This window comes from Mucilaginibacter sp. HD30 (assembly GCF_054061755.1).
The window spans coordinates 1,068,632-1,091,378 of record NZ_JBSSEO010000001.1 but is presented as its reverse complement, the minus strand read 5'-3'; the positions used below and the strand labels follow the sequence as shown (position 1 = coordinate 1,091,378).

The 22,747-nt window shown below is 44.9% G+C and carries 25 protein-coding genes; 11 read left to right on the top strand and 14 right to left on the bottom strand.

Annotated features, from left to right (window positions below):
* Positions 1-111 precede the first annotated feature (111 nt).
* From ACVW2L_RS05390 to ACVW2L_RS05365, 6 genes are all read right to left on the bottom strand, one after another.
* Complete coding sequence (locus ACVW2L_RS05390) at positions 112-1,035, bottom strand: helix-turn-helix domain-containing protein (RefSeq protein ID WP_457126937.1); 924 nt, start codon at positions 1,033-1,035, stop codon at positions 112-114.
* A gap of 16 nt (positions 1,036-1,051) precedes the next feature.
* A complete protein-coding gene (locus ACVW2L_RS05385) occupies positions 1,052-1,978 on the bottom strand; it encodes an NAD(P)H-binding protein (RefSeq protein WP_457126936.1) in 927 nt (308 codons plus the stop codon).
* Positions 1,979-1,981: 3 nt separating this feature from the next.
* A complete protein-coding gene (locus tag ACVW2L_RS05380) occupies positions 1,982-2,872 on the bottom strand; it encodes an SDR family oxidoreductase (RefSeq protein WP_457126935.1) in 891 nt (296 codons plus the stop codon).
* 153 nt (positions 2,873-3,025) lie between these two features.
* Positions 3,026-3,967, bottom strand: a complete 942-nt coding sequence (locus tag ACVW2L_RS05375; RefSeq protein ID WP_457126934.1) for an NAD(P)-dependent alcohol dehydrogenase — start codon at positions 3,965-3,967, stop codon at positions 3,026-3,028.
* Positions 3,968-3,989: 22 nt separating this feature from the next.
* Positions 3,990-5,057 carry an alkene reductase gene (locus ACVW2L_RS05370; protein ID WP_457126933.1) on the bottom strand — a complete coding sequence of 356 codons (1,068 nt, stop codon included), beginning with the start codon at positions 5,055-5,057 and terminating at the stop codon, positions 3,990-3,992.
* A gap of 76 nt (positions 5,058-5,133) precedes the next feature.
* Positions 5,134-6,117, bottom strand: coding sequence for a helix-turn-helix transcriptional regulator (locus tag ACVW2L_RS05365; protein ID WP_457126932.1), 984 nt, complete (start codon positions 6,115-6,117; stop codon positions 5,134-5,136).
* Between the two features lie 138 nt (positions 6,118-6,255).
* On the opposite strand from ACVW2L_RS05365, the gene ACVW2L_RS05360 reads away from it, so the two are divergent.
* Both ACVW2L_RS05360 and ACVW2L_RS05355 read left to right on the top strand, forming a co-directional pair.
* Positions 6,256-6,705: a MarR family winged helix-turn-helix transcriptional regulator gene (locus ACVW2L_RS05360; RefSeq protein WP_457126931.1), complete on the top strand. Its 450-nt coding sequence runs from the start codon at positions 6,256-6,258 to the stop codon at positions 6,703-6,705.
* Between the two features lie 36 nt (positions 6,706-6,741).
* On the top strand, positions 6,742-7,608 hold the full coding sequence (locus tag ACVW2L_RS05355; protein WP_457126930.1) for an alpha/beta fold hydrolase: 867 nt from the start codon (positions 6,742-6,744) through the stop codon (positions 7,606-7,608).
* Between the two features lie 103 nt (positions 7,609-7,711).
* Here ACVW2L_RS05355 and ACVW2L_RS05350 read toward each other — a convergent pair whose 3' ends face one another.
* The 8 genes from ACVW2L_RS05350 to ACVW2L_RS05315 all read right to left on the bottom strand — a co-directional run bounded on the left by ACVW2L_RS05350 (position 7,712) and on the right by ACVW2L_RS05315 (position 15,852).
* The gene (locus ACVW2L_RS05350) at positions 7,712-8,482 is read right to left on the bottom strand and encodes a type 1 glutamine amidotransferase domain-containing protein (RefSeq protein ID WP_457126929.1); all 771 of its coding nucleotides are present in this window, start codon (positions 8,480-8,482) and stop codon (positions 7,712-7,714) included.
* Positions 8,483-8,634: 152 nt separating this feature from the next.
* Entirely contained in the window at positions 8,635-9,000 is a 366-nt protein-coding gene (locus ACVW2L_RS05345) for a winged helix-turn-helix transcriptional regulator (RefSeq protein WP_457126928.1), read from the bottom strand.
* A gap of 29 nt (positions 9,001-9,029) precedes the next feature.
* A complete protein-coding gene (locus tag ACVW2L_RS05340; RefSeq protein WP_457126927.1) occupies positions 9,030-10,841 on the bottom strand; it encodes a CDGSH iron-sulfur domain-containing protein in 1,812 nt (603 codons plus the stop codon).
* Between the two features lie 252 nt (positions 10,842-11,093).
* Positions 11,094-11,399 (bottom strand): putative quinol monooxygenase, encoded by a 306-nt coding sequence (locus ACVW2L_RS05335; protein WP_457126926.1) that lies wholly within the window; start codon positions 11,397-11,399, stop codon positions 11,094-11,096.
* Between the two features lie 276 nt (positions 11,400-11,675).
* Positions 11,676-12,524, bottom strand: a complete 849-nt coding sequence (gene budA, locus ACVW2L_RS05330; protein ID WP_457126925.1) for an acetolactate decarboxylase — start codon at positions 12,522-12,524, stop codon at positions 11,676-11,678.
* A gap of 4 nt (positions 12,525-12,528) precedes the next feature.
* Entirely contained in the window at positions 12,529-13,536 is a 1,008-nt protein-coding gene (locus ACVW2L_RS05325) for a zinc-dependent alcohol dehydrogenase family protein (RefSeq protein ID WP_457126924.1), read from the bottom strand.
* Positions 13,537-13,604: 68 nt separating this feature from the next.
* On the bottom strand, positions 13,605-14,510 hold the full coding sequence (locus ACVW2L_RS05320) for an AraC family transcriptional regulator (RefSeq protein ID WP_457126923.1): 906 nt from the start codon (positions 14,508-14,510) through the stop codon (positions 13,605-13,607).
* A 97-nt stretch (positions 14,511-14,607) separates the two neighbouring features.
* Complete coding sequence (locus ACVW2L_RS05315) at positions 14,608-15,852, bottom strand: hypothetical protein (protein WP_457126922.1); 1,245 nt, start codon at positions 15,850-15,852, stop codon at positions 14,608-14,610.
* Between the two features lie 109 nt (positions 15,853-15,961).
* Between ACVW2L_RS05315 and ACVW2L_RS05310 the strand changes: the two genes are divergently transcribed.
* From ACVW2L_RS05310 to ACVW2L_RS05270, 9 genes are all read left to right on the top strand, one after another.
* Complete coding sequence (locus tag ACVW2L_RS05310) at positions 15,962-16,963, top strand: sensor histidine kinase (RefSeq protein WP_457126921.1); 1,002 nt, start codon at positions 15,962-15,964, stop codon at positions 16,961-16,963.
* Positions 16,948-17,640, top strand: coding sequence for a LytR/AlgR family response regulator transcription factor (locus tag ACVW2L_RS05305; protein WP_457126920.1), 693 nt, complete (start codon positions 16,948-16,950; stop codon positions 17,638-17,640). The genes ACVW2L_RS05310 and ACVW2L_RS05305 overlap by 16 nt, the downstream gene beginning before the upstream one ends.
* 267 nt (positions 17,641-17,907) lie before the next feature.
* The gene (locus tag ACVW2L_RS05300) at positions 17,908-18,252 is read left to right on the top strand and encodes a YciI family protein (protein ID WP_457126919.1); all 345 of its coding nucleotides are present in this window, start codon (positions 17,908-17,910) and stop codon (positions 18,250-18,252) included.
* 5 nt (positions 18,253-18,257) lie between these two features.
* Positions 18,258-18,830: a dihydrofolate reductase family protein gene (locus tag ACVW2L_RS05295; RefSeq protein ID WP_457126918.1), complete on the top strand. Its 573-nt coding sequence runs from the start codon at positions 18,258-18,260 to the stop codon at positions 18,828-18,830.
* Positions 18,831-18,901: 71 nt separating this feature from the next.
* The gene (locus ACVW2L_RS05290; RefSeq protein WP_457126917.1) at positions 18,902-19,375 is read left to right on the top strand and encodes a DinB family protein; all 474 of its coding nucleotides are present in this window, start codon (positions 18,902-18,904) and stop codon (positions 19,373-19,375) included.
* Positions 19,376-19,404: 29 nt separating this feature from the next.
* Positions 19,405-19,872 (top strand): YybH family protein, encoded by a 468-nt coding sequence (locus tag ACVW2L_RS05285; RefSeq protein ID WP_457126916.1) that lies wholly within the window; start codon positions 19,405-19,407, stop codon positions 19,870-19,872.
* Positions 19,873-19,949: 77 nt separating this feature from the next.
* Positions 19,950-20,306 carry a YciI family protein gene (locus ACVW2L_RS05280; protein WP_457126915.1) on the top strand — a complete coding sequence of 119 codons (357 nt, stop codon included), beginning with the start codon at positions 19,950-19,952 and terminating at the stop codon, positions 20,304-20,306.
* A gap of 30 nt (positions 20,307-20,336) precedes the next feature.
* Positions 20,337-21,611, top strand: coding sequence for an RNA polymerase sigma factor (locus ACVW2L_RS05275; protein WP_457126914.1), 1,275 nt, complete (start codon positions 20,337-20,339; stop codon positions 21,609-21,611).
* Between the two features lie 245 nt (positions 21,612-21,856).
* Entirely contained in the window at positions 21,857-22,744 is an 888-nt protein-coding gene (locus ACVW2L_RS05270) for an ion transporter (RefSeq protein WP_457126913.1), read from the top strand.
* Positions 22,745-22,747: the final 3 nt, after the last annotated feature.

Below are 22,747 nucleotides of genomic sequence, written 5' to 3'. Positions count from 1 at the left end.
TTCCTAAAATACTGATATTCACTGGGACTTTCACCGAATGACTATGATTTTCAGGGATTGTCTCTTGTACGCGTTGAGGTTAATTTATACCACTACCAATCAGCATGTTAGTTAATTAAAGGAATGACGAAACTCCAATGGCGAAAGGCTGGTTTTGGTCTTAAACAATTTGCTAAAGGATTGAAGGTGCTCAAAACCTAATTCATAAGCGATCTCGCTTACGGAAAGACTGGTAGTGGAAAGCTTTTCTTTAGCCAGATCTATCAACTTGTTATGCAGGTGCTGCTGTGTATTTTGCCCGGTAAGGGATTTGAGCAAGCCGCTTAGATAACCCGGTGAAATATTCAGGTTTTCGGCTACATAGGTAACGCTTGGCAGGCCCTTTTGCGCAAGCGACCCGCTGTTAAAGTAGGCGGAGAGTAAATCTTCCAATTTGATCAGGATCTCGTGGCTTGTGATTTTACGGGTAATAAACTGGCGCTGATAAAACCTTTCTGAATAGGTTAGCAGTAACTCCAGCTGCGCAATGATCACGCTCTGGCTGAAGCGGTCAATATTGGCCTGGTATTCCTGCTCGATGTTTTGCGCGATGGTGGTCAGCATAGTTTCTTCCCTATCAGACAGGTACAGTGCTTCATACACGGAGTAGTTAAAGAACTCGTATTGTTTGATGGTTTTAGCCAGCGGGGTATTCCACAAAAAGTCAGGGTGGATCAGGATCATCCAGCCCTCCGGCCGGTGCCTCATGCTTCCTTTCTCCATTTCTATCCCAAAAACCTGACCGGGTGACATAAAGAACAATACGCCCTCATCAAAATCATGGGCCTGCTGGCCATATTTGAATTTAGCGTCCTTTACCCTCTTCATAGCGATCGAATAAAAGTCGTAAACCACGCCGAAAGAGCTATCCGCCAACGGCCGGCTGAGATCGTCCATGTGCACCAGGCTAATAAGTGGGTGTGCTGGTTTTGGCAGACCTGCGGCCCGGTGATATTCGGTAATTGTATGAAAATGAAAAAGCTGGTTACTGCTCATAAGTTAAATATAATGATTATTTCTGATGATATACCGCCGCAAATTCCCGGGCAAAATCAGTGAGTTTTACTTTGCCCATTTTGGGTTTATTACGGTGAAAGTTTTCCAGGGTCTTGCCGCTGTGCATAGCTGCCTGCATTTCCACCAGGGTCGCCGCCAGTTTTTCAGGAAGTTTGGCCATCTTCAATCCCTGCAGCATTGCCTGATCTGAAAGCAATACCCATTTCAACCAGGGTTTACCTATGGCTGTACCAATGATCTTAGCTGCCTCGTTGCAGGTCATTTCCTCGCTGCCTACATACCTGATGGTTTTTTGATCAGGCATGAGCAACAGTTCTTCAGCAACTGCATCGGCAATATCTTTAGTCGATACGAAAACGATCCGGTCATCACCGCCATAGTTTCCCATTAGCAGCCCTGTTTTGCCGGTTAACAAAGACCACGCTCCTGAATAGCGAAGCGTCAGAAACTTACCAATGAGGCCCTTGCCTTTGATCAGGTCTATCGACTGGTAAAAGTTGGTATAAAAAGCAGCGGGCCGCATGATCGTTAAGGAGGCTTCCAGTCCATCAAACAAGTGTTCTACATTCTCGGCTTTGACCAGATCAGCAGACCAACCGCTCAACAGCACTACACGTTTGATACCGGCAGCTTTGAAGGCCTGCGCATATTTTTGTGCTACGTTGTGCATGTAAGCGCCAAGATCAGGCTCCGTAAAACTCAACGGAATCATGGCATATACGGCATCTGCACCTTTAAAGGTGCGCGTTAAAAACTCCAGATCGGTGATCGAACCAATGGCCGGTGTTGCGCCTGATGCGGCTATAGAGGTTTGTTTTTTGAGATCGCTGCTTATTACAATGACATCATGGCGATCGGCAACCAAAGTTTCTGTCAGCGGCTTGCTGATGTTCCCTAAGGAACCCGTTACTATTATTTTCATCGCCTATTTGTTGTAGATGCCATTCCCGATATCAGCCAGCAAAGTTGGCTCCGCCGGCTGCCATTTCAATTGTTTTTGTGTCCAGCTACTGGATGCCGGGCAGTCGATAGCGGCCATCTGCGCAAACCAGCCAAAATGTGCGGCAGCGGCTTCAGGCGCCACTGATGTTACTGGTAAATTCAATTGCTTACCGATCGCTTCGGCAATAGATTTAACGGTAATGGCTTCTTCGGCAGAAGCATGATAGCGAGTTTTTGGCGTAGCATTTTCCAAAGCTAAACGGAACAAACGGGCAGCATCTAAACGGTGCACGGCATTCCAACGGTTATGGCCTTCGCCGATGTATGCAGAGGTGCCCTTATCCCTGGCGATATTAACCATTATCGGTATAAATCCGTGTTTATCCTCGTCCCCGTGTACTGATGGCGATAAGCGGACTACGGCCGCACGAACTCCCCTATCGGCAACGACATCTGCTGCCTGCTCCGATGCGCGGGGCCAGGCAGGGTTAAACGGGGGAATGATATCTTCAGTGGCCAGCTTACCGGGGCTTACCAGCGCCGAACCCGAGGTAACGATAAAAGGTCGGTCAGAGCCGGACAGTACCCCGCCAATGGTTTCGATGGCGATCTTATCTACTTCACAAACTTCGGCAAATCGGGTAAAGTCATGGATAAAGCCGGCGTGGATCACGCCTTCTGCCTGTGCAGCCCCGCTGCGCAGGCTATCCAGGTCTTCCAGGTCGCCCCGGTGAACTGCTGCACCCGCATCGATCAGCTTTTGGGCCGATGCGTCCGAGCGGGCCAATCCCAGTACCTGGTGCCCCGCACCTATTAATTCCTGCACGATGGCAGTTCCGATGAAGCCTGTGGCTCCTGTTACAAATACACGCATAATTGATTCTTTTTTGTTGATACAAAGATGCGGTGCTTTACCGGGCCGGATTTATCCGTATCTGCGTTTGATTTAGCCAAAACCATGAAAAAGTAATTGATTCGACATAGCTGAATAAAATTCAGCCAAATTTCCTTCTGCTATGCAGCTTTGTCAATTAACGCTGATTACCATTTTTCCAACCATATGCGCATTAGGAGCTTCAGTATAAGCTGTTTTAAATGAATCAAAAGAATAAGCTTTGCCGACCACTACAGAAAGCCCGTCTTCAATATATTTTTTAAGCTCTTTTAAATATACCGGTGAAGGTTTAAGCATAAGCACCTTATATTTTTTTGCTGAAAACAAGCTGATGAAAAAGGAGCTGATGATCTCTTTTGGTCCGGGAGCCGTATGTACATAGGCTGATGAGGGCTTCATGATCTTTTTCGCCGCGCTATAGGACATCTGATTAGACAGATCAATAACAACATCGTAAAGCTTTCCCGCTTTCAAAACATCTACTTTGCGGTAGTTGATGACCGCGACGCTTCCCCAGTCCTTTACTGCTGCTAAGCCGGTATCGCTGGCCACGGCGGTAACTATGGCTGCCTTCATTTTCGCTATTTGTATGGCAAACATGCCAATTCCACCCGAAGCGCCGTTGATCAGCACTTCTGTACCCGCTTCAATATTTAATAAAGTATCAAAAAGCTGGAGTGCCGCAGAACCTACCACAGGTGCGGCAGCAGCTTGTTCAAAAGAAATATGTTGAGGTTTAATTGCGATATCTTTTTCTTCGGCCAGGATATATTCCGCCAAAGCCGCACCTTTAAAAACGTCCAACAGACCAAATACCTCATCGCCTTTCTTGTAATTTTTAACTGAACTACCTGTGGCCTCAACGATCCCCGAAAAGTCAATACCGGTCCCTCTCGGGAATTTACTGCCCGACATTAATTTCATTTCCCCGTTCCTGATCTTCCAGTCCAGGGGATTAATAGACACTGCTTTGACCTTGATCAAAAGTGATGTTTCACCGACTACAGGCAGTTCTACATCAGCCATTTCTAATACACCAGCATCGCCGAATTTATTATAAATTACCTTTTTCATTTTTTGAGTTGTTAGGAGTTAATTAAAATAAGACCGGATAATCAGTATAACCTTTAGCGCCCGGGGTGTAAAGTGTGGTAAAGTCCGGAGCATTCAATTGTGAGCCATTGATAATACGCTGCTCCAGATCAGGATTGGCCAGGAAGCCCCGTCCGAAAGCGATCAGGTCGGCATCCCCTTTTTCCAGTTCGGCCTCAGCTTTCTCGGCGGTAAAGTTATTACAATAGATCAGCGTACCTTCAAACTCTGTACGGATAGCATTTAAGGTTGTAACAGGCAACTGCGGGCTCAAACTGATGTGGATATAGGCCAGGCCGATCCTGTTGAATTCCCTGCTTAAATGTATATAAGTTTCCTCAGTGGCATCATTATCATAAGCCTGCAGATCGCCGAGGGTTGAGTTAGGTGATATTCTTACACCCACCTTTTCTTTACCAATCGCATCAGCTACCTGCTGTGCAACGTCTATGGCAAACCTGGCCCGGTTTTCTATATTTCCTCCATAGTTATCTGTACGGTCATTAACGTTCGGGTTAAGGAATTGCTCGATCAGGTAGCCATTGGCCGCATGCAGTTCCACACCATCAAAACCCGCGGCTATCGCATTTTTTGCGGCGGTGACATATTCGCCGATCACTTTTTTTACGCCTTGGGTTGATAAAGCTATCGGAACGGGATAATCCTGCATACCGGCAGCATCGGTATGCATTTGCCCGGCCGCTGCAATGGCGGATACGCCAACTACCTGAACACCCGCTGGCAGGTTAGCCTCGTGTCCAATACGGCCGGTATGCATTAGTTGCAGGAATATTTTGGTATTGTTCTGATGCACGGCTGTAGTGGTTAATTTCCAGCCTTCAATTTGTTCATTGGAAAATATGCCGGGAATACGGGCATAACCCAGGCCTTCCGGTGCAGGGGCCGTTCCTTCCGTGATGATCAACCCAGCGCCGCGGCGCTGGCTGTAATATTCGGCCATCAGCGCGTTAGGTAAGTTGTCAATTGCACGACTGCGGGTCATCGGCGCCATCACTAAGTGATTCTTTAAATTAAGGGCCTCGCTTTTATAAGGCATTAATAACTTTTTCATATCGTTTGTTTTTTGATATGTCAAAGGTCAGCAGGATATGAAAGTTAAAATAGCGGCGCGGGCCCGAAAAATAGTCCTATCCGACAAGCGTGTATTTTTTTGGAGTGGCCCCAAAGTGTTTTTCGAAAAGCCTGGAGAAATGACTGAGGTTGGAAAACCCGAGCCGGTAGCCTGCCTCAGAAACGGAGTAGCCCGCATGTTTCAATAGAAACCCTGCTTGCTGCATCCTTTCATTCTGGTAAAAGTTATAAATCGTATCACCAAAGGTCTGCTTAAACAGCTGCTTCATTTTCGTTTCGCTCATACCAGCCATAACAGCGAGTTCGCTCAAATGAGGAGGCTGACCCAGATCGGCCAGCACAGCGGTCCGGATCAGGTATAATTTATCGATGTCAGACTTGTTCACCGGGCTTTGTTTGTCACTGTCCCGGTCAAGCAGCTTACTAAACAACAGGTACACCATTTCGTGGGCCTTGATGCTGTAAAACAGATCACTCAATTTATTTAGTTCATTGATCTCGGAAACAAGCTTTAAAACCCTTGCCACTTCGGGATGCATTTTTTCGTGATAAAAGAACAGGCTATCGCTGTGCAAAATTGTTTCCAAAGGGCCATTGGCCTGGTTTACCCGCAGGATTTCGGCAAGCAGCTGCCTGCTAATGCCGATCACGCCAAAATAGACCTCAACATTAGCAGGAAAAATGGTTTCAGTAGAGATAGCGGTGGATGCAACCTGGATGGACGAACCGTTCTTCTTTAAAAAATCAACTGCGGTTTCCCGGTCGATGGCAGATCCTGCGGGCAATTCATTGCTATTGAACACAATGGAGATCAAATCACTAACTTCGGCTGGCGCCTTGCGTTTCAAATGAAACTCCTCCTTCAAAGTATAATGGTGCAGGACGAATTTAAAGCCCGGTGCTACATCAACCATCTTGATATGGCCTTCGCCCATGTGCGGCGGGATCTTCAATTCATTGTTAAATACGGGAATGTTAAAGTACTCGCCAAAGCTTTGAACGAAATTAAAACCAGGCTGCACTGTAAATTCAAAAGTCATCTTTAAAAATATAGTTTTAATTCTAATTTCCAGCTTTCAGAATAATGTCATCAGCGCCGCACGTCGAAATAACCAAAAGCAGTAAAAAATAAATCCTGCTAAATACTTGTATGTACAAGTATTTATTTAGCTTTGAATATGCATCAGGAAGAAATCACCAAATTGTTTGCCGAGATCAATCCGATGGTTTGTTTTAACAGCCGGGTCAAAATGCTTAACCGGATGCTGACAACTATTTATGACAAGGCGTTCAAACCGTTTGGGTTAAATGGAAATCAGTTTACGCTGCTTTTGTTTATAGGAAAAACACGCATAACCAACCAGAAAAAGATCGCAGACATGTTAATGATCAATTTTAGTACGGTTAGCCGCGATATCAGTAAACTCCAGGATACTGGCTGGGTCATCTGTGATAAGGGCTCAGATGCCCGTAATGCTCAAATTTCTTTATCGGATACCGGACTTTCATTATTGAAAAGAGCCTTGCCCGTCTGGCAAGCGATCAATAACAAGTTAGATCAACTGATTGGGGCAACAGCCTCAGGCAATTTAAATCTCATGATCAAAGCAGTTAAGAACGATAAATAAAAAAAATTTAAAAAAATACTTGTAGATACAATTAATATGAAAAAAATAAAAGAGCTAGACTTTACACCACACTACATCAGTTTGGCGGAGGATAAAATTATTTATGCACAGGAATACGCCGGTAACGGGCCGACGCTGATGCTGTTACACGGGTTCCCCGACAATATTCAGTTATATGATTATCTGATCCCCTACATTGCCGGTCAGTTTCATATTATCACTTTTGATTTTTTGGGCTGGCATAAGTCTTCCAAACCTATTGCTTATCACTACACTGCGGCTGATCAACGTGCCGAACTTGAAGCTGTTATCCAATATTTTGAAGTGACGAATGTTTGGCTTGTAGCGCATGATGCATCTGGGCCACCCGCCATTAACATGGCACTTGACCATCCTGAGCTGATTGCCAAACTTATCTTATTAAACACTTATTACTCAAAAATGCCGACTACACGTAAGCCGGAAGCGATATGGATGTTTTCGACCCCAGTTGTGCGCATTGTTACAGGTTGGGTAGCCCGGAATTTTAAACTGATCAACCGGCTGACCTATTATCGGCAGATTGGAAAATTCATTACGAACAAAATTCGCCGGGACGAACTTGTTCCGCAGCTCTATCAGTCGTTTGCTGACCCGAAAAATTTTAGGGCATTTTTAAAATTGAATAAGGATTTAGATTCCGCTGTTTACCAGAATACCCTGAGGGTACCCGAACTCAAAAATCTCGCCTTACCGGTGCATATTATTTTTGGTGCCGATGATCCTTATCTTAATGCCGGCGTGGCCAAATCATTTCATGAAATCATGCCAACATCTACCTTTAAGCTGATCGAAAGTGCTGGGCACTATGTTCAGGTCGATCAACCTGAACAAATCGCAGAGTGCCTGGTAGAACTTTTATGATCACATTCGCACTTCATTTAAAACCTATAATGATGAAAAAACGGAAGTATGACAGGCATAATAATGAAATACCTGTCAAAATGATTTTCGCTCTTCCAGTCATTTATTCACCCAATGCCTGGATCATTACGTCCGCCGTTTCGCTTCCGCTGAAGTTTTGCTGACCCGTGACCAAGTTTCCGTCCCGAATGGCAAATCCTTTCCATAATCCCGCCTGGATAAAGTTCGCCCCTAATGCACGCAGCTCATCTTCAATCCGCCATGGCATGACGCGTGTGCCTTCGGGTAGCAGATTCATACTCCATACGGCATTATCTGCGAAATCTTCTTCCCAGTTAGAGAACCCGGTCAATGTTTTGCCCCTGGCTAAATACTCGCCATTAGAAAGTCGGGCGTATTTCAAGATCGCTACCCCGTGACAAAGTGCACATGTTAACTTCCCGCTTTCATAAAATTCAACGAACTTTTCTATCGTATCTGTTGCATTTTCCAGGGTAAACATGGGTCCCTGCCCGCCAGCGATGATGACCGCATCAAACTTGTCTACATCAATTTCCTTCGCGGCTTTGGTGTTCTCTAATAATTTCAGAAAGTTAGGATCATGCAGGTAACCCCGGCTGATGACATCCTCTGCCTGCCATTGGGAAATATCTTCTGGATTACTCATCGCATCAGCTTCGCACTTTCCACCGAAATAACTAAAGATCTCTACCTCATAGCCTTTCTCTGTAAATTTAAAATAAGGATGGGTTAGCTCCGACCACCAAAAGCCGACAGGCCAGCCGGTAGTTGTAGACACCCCTGGATTTGATAAAATTATGGCAACTCTCTTCGGATGTACCGGGTTGACCGGATTTAAATTTTTGTGACTCATAGGTTTTTAGATTGATGTATTAGGTCTTATCACATGTTGAATTATGCAGTCTTTTACTATAAGCGACACCGTGTTCGAAGGTAACGGGTGTTATCTTATGAATCAATAACTTACCGATAAGTAGGCCGGAACACTAGTTTAGTTAAGTCTGTTTATTTATAAAGATGCTGGTCTTTAATATAATCAATATGATATTCCTTTAGATAGTCAATTCCCCATGCGCTGATAAACTCGTACAATGGGCCAAGAGACTTGCCTCTTTCGGTGAGAAAATACTCCACCCGGTTAGGCTTAACGGACAATTGGTTCTTGGCGATCAATTGATCACGCTCCAGTTCTTTTAGCTGCTGAGACAACATTTTCTCTGAGATACCCGGCAGGTTAGCTTTAAAATCGCTGTAGCCTTTTTTGGTAAAATAGTGCAGGTGAAATAAGATCAGCAATTTCCATTTGCCACCGATAAGGCCTAAAGTTACATCGACTGGACAAGTGTACATTTTATCGTTTAATGCTATCATAGCGTAATTTTATACAATTCCGTGCCATTTTAATTGTGCATCCCTGTTTCTTTCCATTGTAGAAACAGATTCAGTTTTTCTTTTTCCCAGGCTCCATCACATGGCATGGAACCATTCTCGAGCCGCCTATGTATTTCATCAGCATATTTCTTGACATCTTCAGCTTTCCATAGGTCAAAAATGAAGCTCATGGATTGCCTGTCTTTCGTTCGAAACAATTGTTTGATGTGTTTTTCAAAGCTGATGTTTTCACCATTAGCTGGGTACAAGATTTCATTTTGTTCTTCAGGCGTGGCCAAGGCGGATGTTCTGGAACCTGGCGGACCGGCTGATGTGTTCCAGTCCCAATGTGGCATGGGCATATTTTCCGGTGGTGTCGAATGGGTTTGCGAATTTTCTACCGCAAGCCGGGAGCCCCATTCAATATAACTGCCGAATGCAGACCTGAATTCAGCATCATTTGGCAACATCGCATCTTTAGCCGATTGCAGCAACAACTTTACCCATCTCGCCCTTTGTTCTTCTGTTAACTGTTTGCTGATGTGTTGAGAGAGCATACGATTATAACCGCCATATTCTTTGCTGTAATCGGGAGGTCCGCAGAAGATTTCAGCTAGCCATTTTGCAACACGCTCCGGATGGTCGCCCTCCATAGCAGCAAACAGCGGTGCTAAAATATCGTCCTGGGGGACATATTTTTCATAAAATAATCTGGTCATCCGCAAAAATGCAGGGTAGCCCCCGGCCCACTCAAAGATGGTTGGCTGTGCATCTTCTTTTTCTACCGGATCATTAAAGCCAACATACCAGTGCATACCGCTGCAGAATGGCTTGTTTTGAGATTTGCCACAGCGGCACAACGCATAGTGCTCGTAAGATGAACCTTCATTTTTCGCTACTTCAGCAAGGTCTCCATGAACCAGCCCTATGCCCCCTGTAATGCGATAAGGGCCGTCCTTTGTCACCTCGATTTCCGCCTCCCTGCTATGGTGGTGATCTACCTGGTCTCTGGCTTCAACCCCGTCAATCGCATAACTCAGCGCGCCGGAAGGGCAATCCCTGACGGCGCGGATAATTTCGTCCATACGCCCACCACTGGGCGCCACAAACGGCTCTTTACCTAACCGAAATACGTTTGCAAGTCTGTCGGTACATAAACCGGAGTGCTGGCAAATGCCACGGTTGTCTAATACGGTCACTTGCAATCCCACATATGCGTCACGATGATCCGGAACACGGTTGGGATCTTTGGAATCGGTAAAGTTATTTACTGCGTGCGTGCCATCGCAAAAAGGTTTTATGGCCGACGCCCCGCACCTGCATAGCGCCATCTGAGGTGCCTCATGAAGCTTTTCTCCAAGCCAATTGTAAAAGGCGGATAAGTTAGTCACCAGATACGGCCCATTATGCGCTGTTAGGATCCGCGTTGTTAATCCGTTTTGCAGGGTTTGCAAGGTTAGTAAGCGCTCGTGCGAAGCATCGGCGTCTGCTTGACGGAGGCTTAAACGTTGTAAAGCTCCTACTGCTTCCAGCAGTTCAGACTCATCAGGATGCTCCGCCATATAAACAGTCGCATTAAGCGTGATCTGCCATAGATAACTGTCCAGGTTGTCTTTAAGATGGCCAGCCTCAGACGATTCATATTGCGTTACGGAGTTGACCGAAGCACTTTTAATGATGTCGGGGCGCTTTTGAATTGCCGCCTCCAATGGTCTGACAACGCTGTTCAACAGTCCGATTTTAATATCGGCAAAATCACCGGTTTGATTCTGCTCGAGCGTATCCAAAACACTTTGCACCGCAACTTTAATAGCTGAAAGAGACGAAAATTTTGTGATCATTGGTAGGTAGCTGTTAGTATTTTGTCGTTAAGTCATTTTGAAATATTCCTGCTTTTTTAACAATTCGATCAGGCGGTGAGAGATGGCTGTTACTATTCTTATGGTAACCTTTTGATTTTATTACCTGCAAAAGTAAAAGCAGCCCTATCGGATGTTTTGTAAAAAAGCGACAATATCAATTCATTGCTATACCGCCAATTAAATAAAGACGAACCTTTTATTTCCATTTGAATGGGCGTTGCATATGATTGTTCATCGCCTCCAATAGATTTCCGTTAATTCATAATGCTTCATTTCCTGAATATTATTAAAATAAGGAGCTACTTCTTTAAAAAAACTCTTGAACCCTTCGCTTCGACGGAACCCATTCAAATGCCCTTCCATGGAATCCCATTTAATTCTGAGCATATAATTTTCGGGCTCTTCATTCCCTTGTGTCAGTTCATACCCTAAACAGTTTGCTGAGGACCTCAGGGAGTCCGCTGCTTTGGTATAACTTTCCATAAAAGCTTGTTGCAGTTCCACTGGTATGCTGTATCTGATGTATTCTATGATCATTAAATTATTTTTTAGTTATTCAGTTAATTAAGTGTGACGATTTATTCCAATATGATCAGACTATGCGTCGGCGCAAGCAGCCTGCACCCTGGCCTTTTGAGAAGATGACGGGTGAGTAATATGATCAGGTCTTTACCAGATCCAACCGTCGCCAAAAATATTTTTTGTGTAGTTAAAAATCAATAACTTACTAAAAAGTAGGCCGTTACATACTCCACCTATCAAAGCTATTCGCCAAATAGCTATAAATCGGTAAAACGTCCCGAGTTGATGCCGTCACTGTTTACCCGTTTCAACTTTTTCTAAGGATTCGTTTTTATTTTTAGGAAAATCAAAATTCTGGAAGGAATTATCCGACGGTATTTTAATCGCTACCGCTTTTATTTCTGCAATTTCGATTTTTAATGAACTTGATAAGAAATCTAATACGTGACCTCCTTTCGTCTTGTCCTGCGAAAGATAATGGAAATGATATCCTGCTATATTTAATCCGTTCAGGTATTCGGGAAAGTAATAGCCCACCAAAAAACCACTGCAATTTTTGTAGTTAAAAATCCTTTGTTTATCCATGAATGTAATCAATGGCGCAGATGTCACAGCGTCTACAGCAGGAAAGGCCCTTGTTTTCATATCTTTAAATTCACCGGTGATCTTCAAGGCATAAACAGAATTTTTATGCTGTAAAAAACGGGATATTTTCTCTGATACAGCGGCTTTGTCAGACGATGTCGAAAGGTAGAAAACGGTATCTGCTTTGAAGAAAGTTGTAAAAGCAAATGAGGTCGTGAAATCCTCTTTCGGTGTAGTCGTTTCGCCGTTCGCCCTGGTCTGATATACAATACCGTTAAGTATCGTAAGTTCGCCATCCAACAGATCTGGCGCTCCTAAACCGAAGTCGCCCATGGCTTTTATCTCTTTGACGGGAAGACTACCCTGATATACTCCGCCGATAAAAGCACTGGCTATTCCATACTGGAACAGGTGATTATAGGAATTTTTGGAATCTTTTAACGAAGATCTTTCGCTGGTCATGCTTTCCTGTGAATGAAGACCTTTGATTTGCTGAGCAAACCCAACTAAAGACGAAACGGTTAAAAAAAACGTAATGGTGATTTCTGATTTCATGCTATCAAAATTTGATGACGATCTTTCCAAATGAAAGTCCGGACTTTAGCCGCTTAAAGGCGTCCTTAGTTTTTTCTAAGGAATATATGCTGTCAATGACCGGTTTGATATTATTTATTTCAATAGCATTCACTAACTCGGCCATTTCTTCCGAATTACCAACAGAATAGCCTTGCAGCCGGATATAGTTCATGATGAGCGGAAATACGTCGATTTCCAGCTTGCCACCTGACAGGAATCCGGTTAAGCCTATAAAACCATTTAATTTACAGGCCAGTATACTTTGGCGGATACTTTCCGTCCCCGCCACATCCAGCGTTACATCAACACCAACACCATTATTGAACAGGAGCACTTCCCGGCTCCACTCCGGCGTTTCTCTGTAATTGATCACTTTGATGGCACCTAACTCCCGGAGTTTTTCCTCTTTCTCTTTACTGCCGGTAGTGGCAATTATTCGTAACCCGAATGCTTTAGCGATCTGGAGCGCAAACAGGGATACGCCGCCACTTCCCTGTATGAGGATGGTTTGACCCGCTTTAATGTTTGCCTGGGATACCAGTGCAGCCCAGGCGGTAAGGCCGGCTACCGGTAGTGAAGCAGCTTCTTCATCCGTAAGATTGTCTGGCGCACGGACCAGTGTATTTTCCGGCTGAACAGAATACTCGGCCAGGGTGCCGGGGAGTTGCATTCCTGTTCGTAACTCGTTGCTGTAGGGCGTGATCTTACCGGCTTCCCATCTCGAAATAAATGGAATTAATACACGATCCCCTGTTTTCCAACGGGTCACGCTTTTACCAACACGCTCGACCACTCCCATACCCTCGGAAACCGGAATGTGAGGCAGCGCCAGGTCCGGGACTACAGTGCCATCAACTACAATAAGATCCAGGTATTGAAGCGCAGCAGCTTTCGTTCTAACTAACACTTCCAGATCTCCAGGTTCAGGAGTCGGGCAGTCAACTAATTCAAGATTTTCTATTCCGAATTTTTTAAATTGAATTGCTCTCATAAATGTATTTTATGGAAGCAAAATTAGCGGGCTATAGACTTCTTAAATTATGCCAATCAAATCAATACCTATGAATTGGAAACAGATGCACGTTTGTAATCCAACGGTGTCCGGCCTGTATTTTTTTTAAAGAAAATATGAAAATTAGAAGGATGGTCAAAACCCAGGCAATAACTGATCTCAGCGACGTCCCAACGGCCTTGGTGCAGAAGCGCTTTAGCTTCCTTAACCATCCGCTCAGCGATCCACCTGGTCGTTGTTTTGCCGGTGATCTCTTTTAATGCTCTGTTGAGATAATTAGTATGAATGTTCAACTGAAAAGCGAATTCATTGGCATTCTTTAAGCTGACAATACGGGCGGACGAGTCAACAGGAAATTGCCTTTCTAATAACTCTAAAAATAAGATAGTGACCTTCTGAAGGGCATTTACGGGCTGATAATAAGTTTCGGGCGGATCCAGTTTCAAAGCTTCATGCATAACGATCTGAACATAGCTTCTTAAAAGATCTTGCTTATGAATATAGCTGGATGAGGCTTCAGCAATCATGTTTTCAAAAATTCCACTCAGCAGCTTTATTTTATTTTCATCAAGAAAAAAAATATGGTTATTACCGACCTTAAACAAAGGCGATTGTGAAAGACTTTCGGTCTTCAGTTCTCTGGTCACAAAATCATCAGTGAAAAGACAAAAGTAGCCGGTTTGATTATCGGTCAGCGGCTCCCAGGAATAAGGTACCAGCGGAGCCATAAAAGTTATCGCGTTTCCGGTAATCTTAATGGCTTTATCACCTGATGAAACAATGCCCTCACCATTAACGATCAAAGAAATTTTATAAAAATCTCTTCTGTTCGGCGGTAAGGATGTAGAATCGCAGGCAAAATCCTCCCTTCTGTAGACGTTGAATTGCCCCGCGTTCATTTTATCCTGACCATGGAGTTCATAAAAGTCCGCTACATCATCAGCTGTTTTCATTCTTTAAATTTATAAAATTCAATAGGATCATTCAGCAAAATAACAAACTTTTAACCATTGATTGACGTAGGGATTTCGGTGAAGAGATCTCTACCCCTTAAGGTAGTAATTTGAGCGTATAATTCAGCGTATCTGTCTTGATGACCTGCCAGCCCTCCGCCAGTTCCAGCGTCCATCCATCGCCGGCCAAATGCCGCGCCGGCAGATCCGGAACGCCGGTTAACGGTACGGTCACGATATGCCAATCTTTAAGGAGCATGCCGCCCTTCGTTACTTTCAGATGTCCCCAGTTATCCCTGACCTCTCCGGTTGGGTAGATCGTACCGTTACTGCTCAGGTCAAAAAGCGTATTGGGGTTGAAAATCACACTCATTTTGATCAAAGTGATACTTAATACCGGTTTTCGGGTGAAGGTTTCCAGGTAGTCGGCTGCAGTCTTTAAACGCACGGTCTCTTTTTGCTGTTCAACTGCACGAATGACAGCTCCGCTGTAAGTGGATTCCTCCGGCGATTGGTTGGCTTTTACTTCATAATATTGGCTGATCAGATCCGGAAAGTTAGCATTGGAATCGAGCTGAGCTGTCCAGTTGCTGGCTTTTTCCTGTAAGAGCAGTCCGTAAACCGGTCCGGTTAAATAAGCGCAGGACCGGATAAGCGATTTGCGGTTACCGGCGGTATCGATCTGAGCGTAAAGGTGCGGGCGCAGGTCATTGCGCCCGAGAATTGCGCCGGTAAATTCCGCCAATCCTTCGTTCATTTCCAGGATGCGTTCATTTTCCACTGTTTTCGGGAAAAGCTGAACTCTTTTTTGACGAAAAGCTAAAGCATTAGCCAGGTCGGCCTGCCGGTTGCTGACTGGTTTTTGGAGCGCTGCTTTGAGCGCCTGTAATTCTAAAAAGAAGTAAATGCGGCCGTCCATCGTGCTCAAGTGATCAGCGGTCGGGCTTTTAGCGGGGAAGCCAAGCTGATCCTGGATGCGGTGGAAGGATTCATGAAGGAGCAGGTTAACCCGTTCATTCCGGTTGTCGGACAAGGGCCATAATAATACTGACCAGGTGCGGCCACCCCAGCGGATAGCCGTATTAGCCACCATGACCGTTGATGGTAGTTGGCCGGTATAAATGCCACCTTCTGATTTAAGTAGGCCTGCACTGTCGGGCATGTTGGCGTAGGTCTGCCGGCTTTGCTGATCCACAAAAAGCATCGGGCCGTAAAGCGGCGCCTTCCATAATTGCTGTTTTTGTGCAGCTGTCTCCGCCTCTTTAAAATAGGATGCGGCCAGGGGCACTTGTGCGCTCGCAGTACCCGCCATAACGAATAAGCACATTAGGATCTTTTTCATAGTGCCAAAGTAAATATTACCAAAAACCAGCCTGGCGCTATTATACCAATGGTCTTAAAATTTATATGAGCGGTAGCGCCGCTTTGACTGATGATATGTACTTTAGGCTATGCGTAAAGTTTTGGTGCATGCGGGCTTTTGGCTGGTGTTCTTTTTAACGTGGGACCGGCTGCTATATTTTTATGTCAGCAATGAATGGAATCGCCTGTACTTTTCAGCTTTGGATACGGGTTTGATCATGGTAACATTTTATGCATTGTACGCCTACCTGATGCCGGATTATTTCAGACATAAGCGCCTGGGCAGACTGATAGCAGGATCGGTCTTGCTGGTACTGGCTTTGTCGAGCCTGGCGGCCTGGATCATGGGCTTGCTGCTGCAAAAAATGATCGTACCGATTCATTTTGATTTTAGCTGGACCTATAAGGACATGCAGTATAACCGGCTATTTATGGCTGTATTGGGAGTTTTAGGCGGTATTTTTGTTAAGCTGGCGCTGGACCGCTTTGAGTTACGGCGAAATTTGGCCGCACTGGAAAAAGAGCACAAGGAGGCAGAACTGACATATTTGAAAGCACAGCTTAACCCGCATTTCCTGTTCAATTCACTCAATAGTTTATATAGCCAGTTAGAACTGAATACTGGCGACCCTAAGCAAACGCTCTCGGCGCTGGCGGACATGCTCCGTTACCAGCTTTATGATTCCGGTAATTCCTTGGTTTCCTTGGGCAAAGAATTGTCCTATTTGAATGATTATGTCGCTTTGCAAAAGCTGCGCATGGATAATTGCGCCGTTACTTTTATAGTAGATGGTGACCCTATCGGTCAGGAAATTGCACCGCTTGTGTTGATTACATTTGTCGAGAATGCATTCAAGCATGTTTCCGATAATTTGTCGAAAAATTTTATTGCTATTCAGGTCCAGATAACGAACGATCAATTACATTTCAACTGCCGCAATAGTTATGAGCTCCATACGATAAGCAAAGGTATAGGACTGGAGAATGTAGGGAGGCGGTTGTCATTGATCTATCCCGAGAATCATCAATTACGCATTAAGGCTGATCACCCTGTTTACGACGTTAAATTATCCCTATGCTTAAAGTACTGATTGTCGATGATGAACCTTTGGCGCGGCAGCAATTGGAAGCTTATGTCAGCCGGCTGCCTTACCTGAAACTGGCGGCGACTGCGCGTAACCCTATAGCCGCTAGGGCAATTTTAGACAGTACGCCGGTCGACCTGATCTTATTAGATATTGAGATGCCGCAGATGAGCGGGCTTGAATTTTTGAAAACCGGGGCGGTGGCACAGCAGGTCATCCTCGTGACGGCTTTCCCGGAATATGCGATTGAAGGCTTTGAGCTCGCAGTCACTGATTACCTGCTGAAACCGGTGACCTTTGAACGTTTCGCAAAGGCTTGCGAACGGGCCCTGGCGAATGTCAGCGGGGAAGCTGCGGTTAGCTTGTTAAAGCAGCAACCGGGCTATTTGTATGTGAGATGTGATCAGCGTCTTCAAAAGATACGTATTGACGATATCTTGTTTATTGAGGCGCTGGCAAATTATGTCCAAATTATCCTGTCAGACCAAAAATACGTAGTCTATTCCAGTTTGAAGGGACTGGAGACGCAATTGCCCGCAGCTTTGTTTGTTCGTACGCACAAATCTTATCTCGTGGCGATCAACCATATTGATAGTGTCGGATCGCAGGAAGTACGAATCAATGCACATTATGTGCCACTTAGCCGCTCGCGCCGTAAATTCCTGCAGTCGTTCCCTTTTTGATCTTATCAGTTTTTCTTGTCGCATTGCCATCATAAGCGTGATGCGTGAAATAATTAAAGCCGCACATTCTGCTTTACCCTGCCTGCTCTGTAGGCCAGCTTCCGGTTAACTTAGAACACAGTGGATTATATTTTTGCTTTTATATGGGTGGCACATCAATTTGACCTGCTGGAATGAAACGACGTTCAGGCTGAATTTATTTTCACGTTTTTGTCCAATTCCATCTCCTGGATCGTCATTAGTTTTTAATCATCAAAAACAGAAATAATGGAAAAATTCATGCTCCTGTTCAGAGGTAGCGACGTCTATCAACCAGATCAGTCTCCCGAAGATCTACAGGCCCTTAAAGAAAAAATGATGAACTGGGTTATGGACCTGGTGAATCAAGAGATCCACGTGTCCAGTGAACCTTTAGAGCAAACCGGGAAGCAAGTTAATGGCAATAAAAAAATCGTCATTGATCAGCCTTTCGGCGAAGGGAAAGCAGTGATCGGGGGTTGCACAATTATACAAGTCAAAAACATCGACGAAGCCATAGCAATCGCCCAAAGCTGTCCTATCCTGGAAACAAACGCCAATATTGAAGTCCGGGCCATACAAAGTTTTAATTAATCGATATGGGAAAAGTAATCGTTCTGATCAGCGTAACCCCGGATGGGTTCGCTGACGCTGAAAACGTGATCGTAGATCCTGATTTCTTCGACTTCACCCTTGCATTAATGTCGGAATCCGACATTGCCGCCTTTGGACGCCACACATTTGAAATGTTTCAGGATCGCTGGCCAAAACGGTTAGTAGATGAGGAAACCCCCGACTGGGTGAGAAAAATGGCCCAGGCATTGCATGATATAGCCAAGGTCGTTTTTTCCTCTACGTTAACAAATACAACCTGGCACAATTCAACAATCAGTAATCAACTGTATGCAGATTACATCAGAACATTCAAGCAAGAGAACAGCGGTGCGTTGATCACTTTCGGCAGCCTAAGCCTGGTAGAAGAATTAACGCGGATGAACCTGGTAGATGATTATTATTTTAACATCCTGCCTTTGTTGTCGGGTAAAGGCGAGGCACGGTTTTTTAATCGGCTAAACCTGGAAATGCCCCAGGCACTTAAATACATTGAAAGCAAGACTCTCGCTTCGGGTTCACATGTCATTCACTATCAAAATGCTACAGTCAACACGTAAGTATTATCCTGAAGCAGGTGGCGTAGCTGACTATCTGAGGTTAATCAAAGATCATTGTAAGAATAACGGCGATGGACAAACGAATCGATAAAATAAAGAAGATCAGAGAGTTTCTTCTCCGGGAAATTGCCGGCCTTTCCGAAGGTCAACTAAATACTATTCCAGCAGGTTATAACAATAATATCATCTGGAATATTAATCACCTGATCTCTGCGCAGCAGGGTATTTGTTACCGGCGGATGGGACAAACACCGGTACTTCCGGACAAATACCTCGCGCCCTTCGGAACCAATACCAAGCCGGACCGGATACTCGAGGTTAGAGAAATTGACGAAGTGAAAGGTTTTTTCCTTACGACGATTGACCGGCTGCAGGAAGACTTTGGAAAAAAAATCTTTACCAGCCGCCCGGCGGCGAGCAACTACAAAGTTTACGAAATAGATATGTACGACATTGATGACGCTTTAGATATCCTGCTCTACCATGAAGGCTACCATGCTGGTCAAATATTACGTCTAAAGAAACTTGTGGAACATATCTCCTGAACCAATTGAACTTTAATTAATTATTAAAAATGAAAAAGTCATCTCTTTTATTGCTCTTGCTGATCACGTTGCAGGTATATCATGCCAAGGCACAGCGATCTCAAGCGGCAGATCTGTCTGACGCCAAAAAACAGATCGAAACGGTCAATCATAATTTTTTCAGGGCTTTTGCGAAAGGGGATTCGTCGTTGCTGATCACTTGTTATACAGAGGATTGCTGGATCATGCGGCCAAATGCTGCTTCGCTTTGCGGCGTCGATGCGCCGCTGGAATTTTTCAGGTCAGCCTACAAAAATTCCGGTATCAGGAATGGTGAATTCATTTCAGTAGACCTGTTTGGCAACGGCGATGACTTTATTACAGAAGAAGGCTTCTGGAGGACGTTTGATGCTAAAAATCAACCGCTGGATAACGGTAAATTCCTGGTGCTGTGGAAAAGAACCTCCGGTGGTTGGAAAAGATTCCGGGATTCCTTTAATAGTGATCAGAATAAATAGATTTGTGAGACATTGGTCTGCTTTTACATCTACGATGCAGAACTGTAAGATAAAAGTGACAGCTAAAAATCAAGTGCATGAAAGATTATTTATTGGTATACAGGACTGACGAGCGTACAATGCAGGCCTTACCCGAACGCACGCCCGAGGAAATGCAGGCGAATACCAAGCGCTGGATGGACTGGATAGGCGGCATTGCAGCCCAAAACAAACTGGCTGACCGCGGCAACCGGCTGATTCCGTCAGGCAAGGTAGTAAGCGCCGGAAATGTAATTGCAGACGGGCCATATACGGAAATCAAAGAGTGCCTTATCGGTTATACCATTGTCAGGGCAGCATCCCTTGACGATGCCACAGAACTGGCCAAAGATTGCCCCGTGCTGGCTATCGGCGGTAACGTTGAGGTTAGGGAGATCGGAACCTTTCGAGATTAAAGCGAAGGTCGCGGTAAATTCGATCCAACTATGCAACCGACAGAAATTATCCCCCACCTGTTCAGGTCAGAATACAGAAAAATCGTTTCTGTACTCTGCAGGCTGTTTGGGATCGAGTATATCGAGATCGCTCAGGATATCGTCAGCGACACGTTTCTTTCGGCAACAGAAGTCTGGGGCTTCAAAGGAGTGCCCGAGAACCCCACCGCGTGGCTTTATACGGTTGCCAAAAATAAGACCCGGGACTATTTAAAACGCCATGCGCTTTTTTCGAAAAATATTGCGCATGACATTCAATACCAGGCGCAAGTAGCTGAAGAACATGAGGTCGACCTGTCCGTAAAAAATATCAATGATAGCCAGCTGGCCATGATCTTTGTTGTTTGCCACCCTTGCAACCCGGCGGATGTCCAGATCAGCCTTGCATTGAACCTGCTTTGTGGATTTAGCGCAGCTGAGATTGCCAACGCCTTTCTAACCAATAAAGAAGTTATTTATAAACGTCTTCAACGAGCTAAGGCCAAACTCAGGGATGAACGGGTCAAAATTGAACAACCGACCAGGTCTGAGATAAACAAACGCCTGCCCACTGTTTTGATGACCTTATACTTACTTTTTAACGAAGGGTATTATTCGTCCAACGAAGATATTACCCTGCGGAAAGACCTTTGCCAGGAAGCGATGCGGTTAACCGCTCTGCTGGTGGAGAATGTACAAACGAACCACCCGTTTACCAATGCTTTACTATCGTTAATATGTTTCCATTCCTCCAGATTCGATGCCAGGCTCAACCGGTATGGTGAAATAATTTTGTATGAAGACCAGGATACCAGTTTATGGGACCAACAACTGATCAGCAAGGGAGAATACTTTTTAAATCAGGCTGCTGTAGGCAATGAACTTTCTAAATATCATTTAGAAGCCGCCATCGCTTTTTGGCATACCACCAAAGGCGATTCCAAGCAAAAATGGGAGAATATCCTGCAATTGTACAACCAACTGCTCATCATTGAATATTCGCCAATAGCAGCCTTGAACAGAACCTATGCGCTTGCCAAAGCAAACGGCAAGACAGAAGCCATTGTGGAAGCAAAAAAGATAGCACTTTCAGAAAACCATTTGTACCACATCCTTTTGGGAGAATTATACACAGGTGTAGATAATGCTGAAGCAATAGCACACTTCCAAAAAGCGCTGGCACTCGCCAGGTCAGCAACAGATCAGCAATTTATTTCAAAAAAGTTAACCGCTTGTAGTGCAGCCTCGTGTTCATTTCGCGCAAGCCATCTTGGCGATACAAGATAAAACTAGTGGAAAAGCCCCGATGTTCGAGTGGCCTGAGGTTGATAGCGACAGAGTAAATAAACTTAAATGATGAAGCAAATGGGCGATCCTACGAAGGAAAAAGCGAAAATCCTCTAAGGAATTAAAAGACTGTTCAGGCGGTTTAAGCATCAGAGTTTTACCGTTGCAAGATCTTATATGATCCACAGTAATGCGGATGTTCGTTACTGGCTGATAATGGTTAGCTTTGGTAAAACCTTTTCATCATGTCAACTATTGGCCGTCCCATCTGTGCTTATTATAGTTTTAAGAATCAAGTGTACTTATTGCTCGATCCGGGTGAGGGCGGTACGGTCTGGGATAAGGTGGTCAATAGTGTGATCGTGCTGATGATCCTACTAAACCTGCTGGCTGTCTGCCTGGAGACGGTAGAAAGCTTGTATCTGACCTACCGTTCCTGGTTTAACTATTTCGAGTTAGGCTCGGTGGTAATATTTTCACTGGAGTACCTATTGCGAGTCTGGTCTTGTACGAGTATGTCGAGATACCGGCACCCTTTGTACGGGCGCTTGAAATATGTGACCTCGCCGGGCATGCTGGTGGACCTAGCGGCGATATTGCCTTTCTATTTACCGTTATCCGGTCTAGACCTGCGATCATTGCGTTTACTCCGAATCATACGTTTCATGCGTTTTTTTAAGCTGGCGCGTTTTCTGAATGCTTCTCGGGTGATTCGGCGCGTTTTTACCTCAAAAAAGGAGGAACTCCTTATCAGTGTACTGATGGTATTCGCGCTGATCATCTTGGCGGCGAGTTTGATGTATTTCGTGGAGCATGATACGCAGCCGGATAAGTTTTCGAGTATCCCGGAAACGATGTGGTGGAGCGTAGCGACGCTAACGACAGTGGGCTATGGTGATGTTTATCCGGTCACCCCTATCGGGAAAACGCTGACGGCTTGTATCTCGATATTGGGGATCGGGATGTTCGCGCTGCCGGCGGGTATCCTGGCTTCAGGTTTTTCCGAAGAATTTAAAAAGAAGGAACTGGCAGTGGTGACCGGATCGTCGATAGTAACGGATAGGGTGGTGATGGCTAATGGAGCTGTATTGTCAGAAGCGAAATGCTGCCCGCATTGCGGTAAAATATTGTAAATT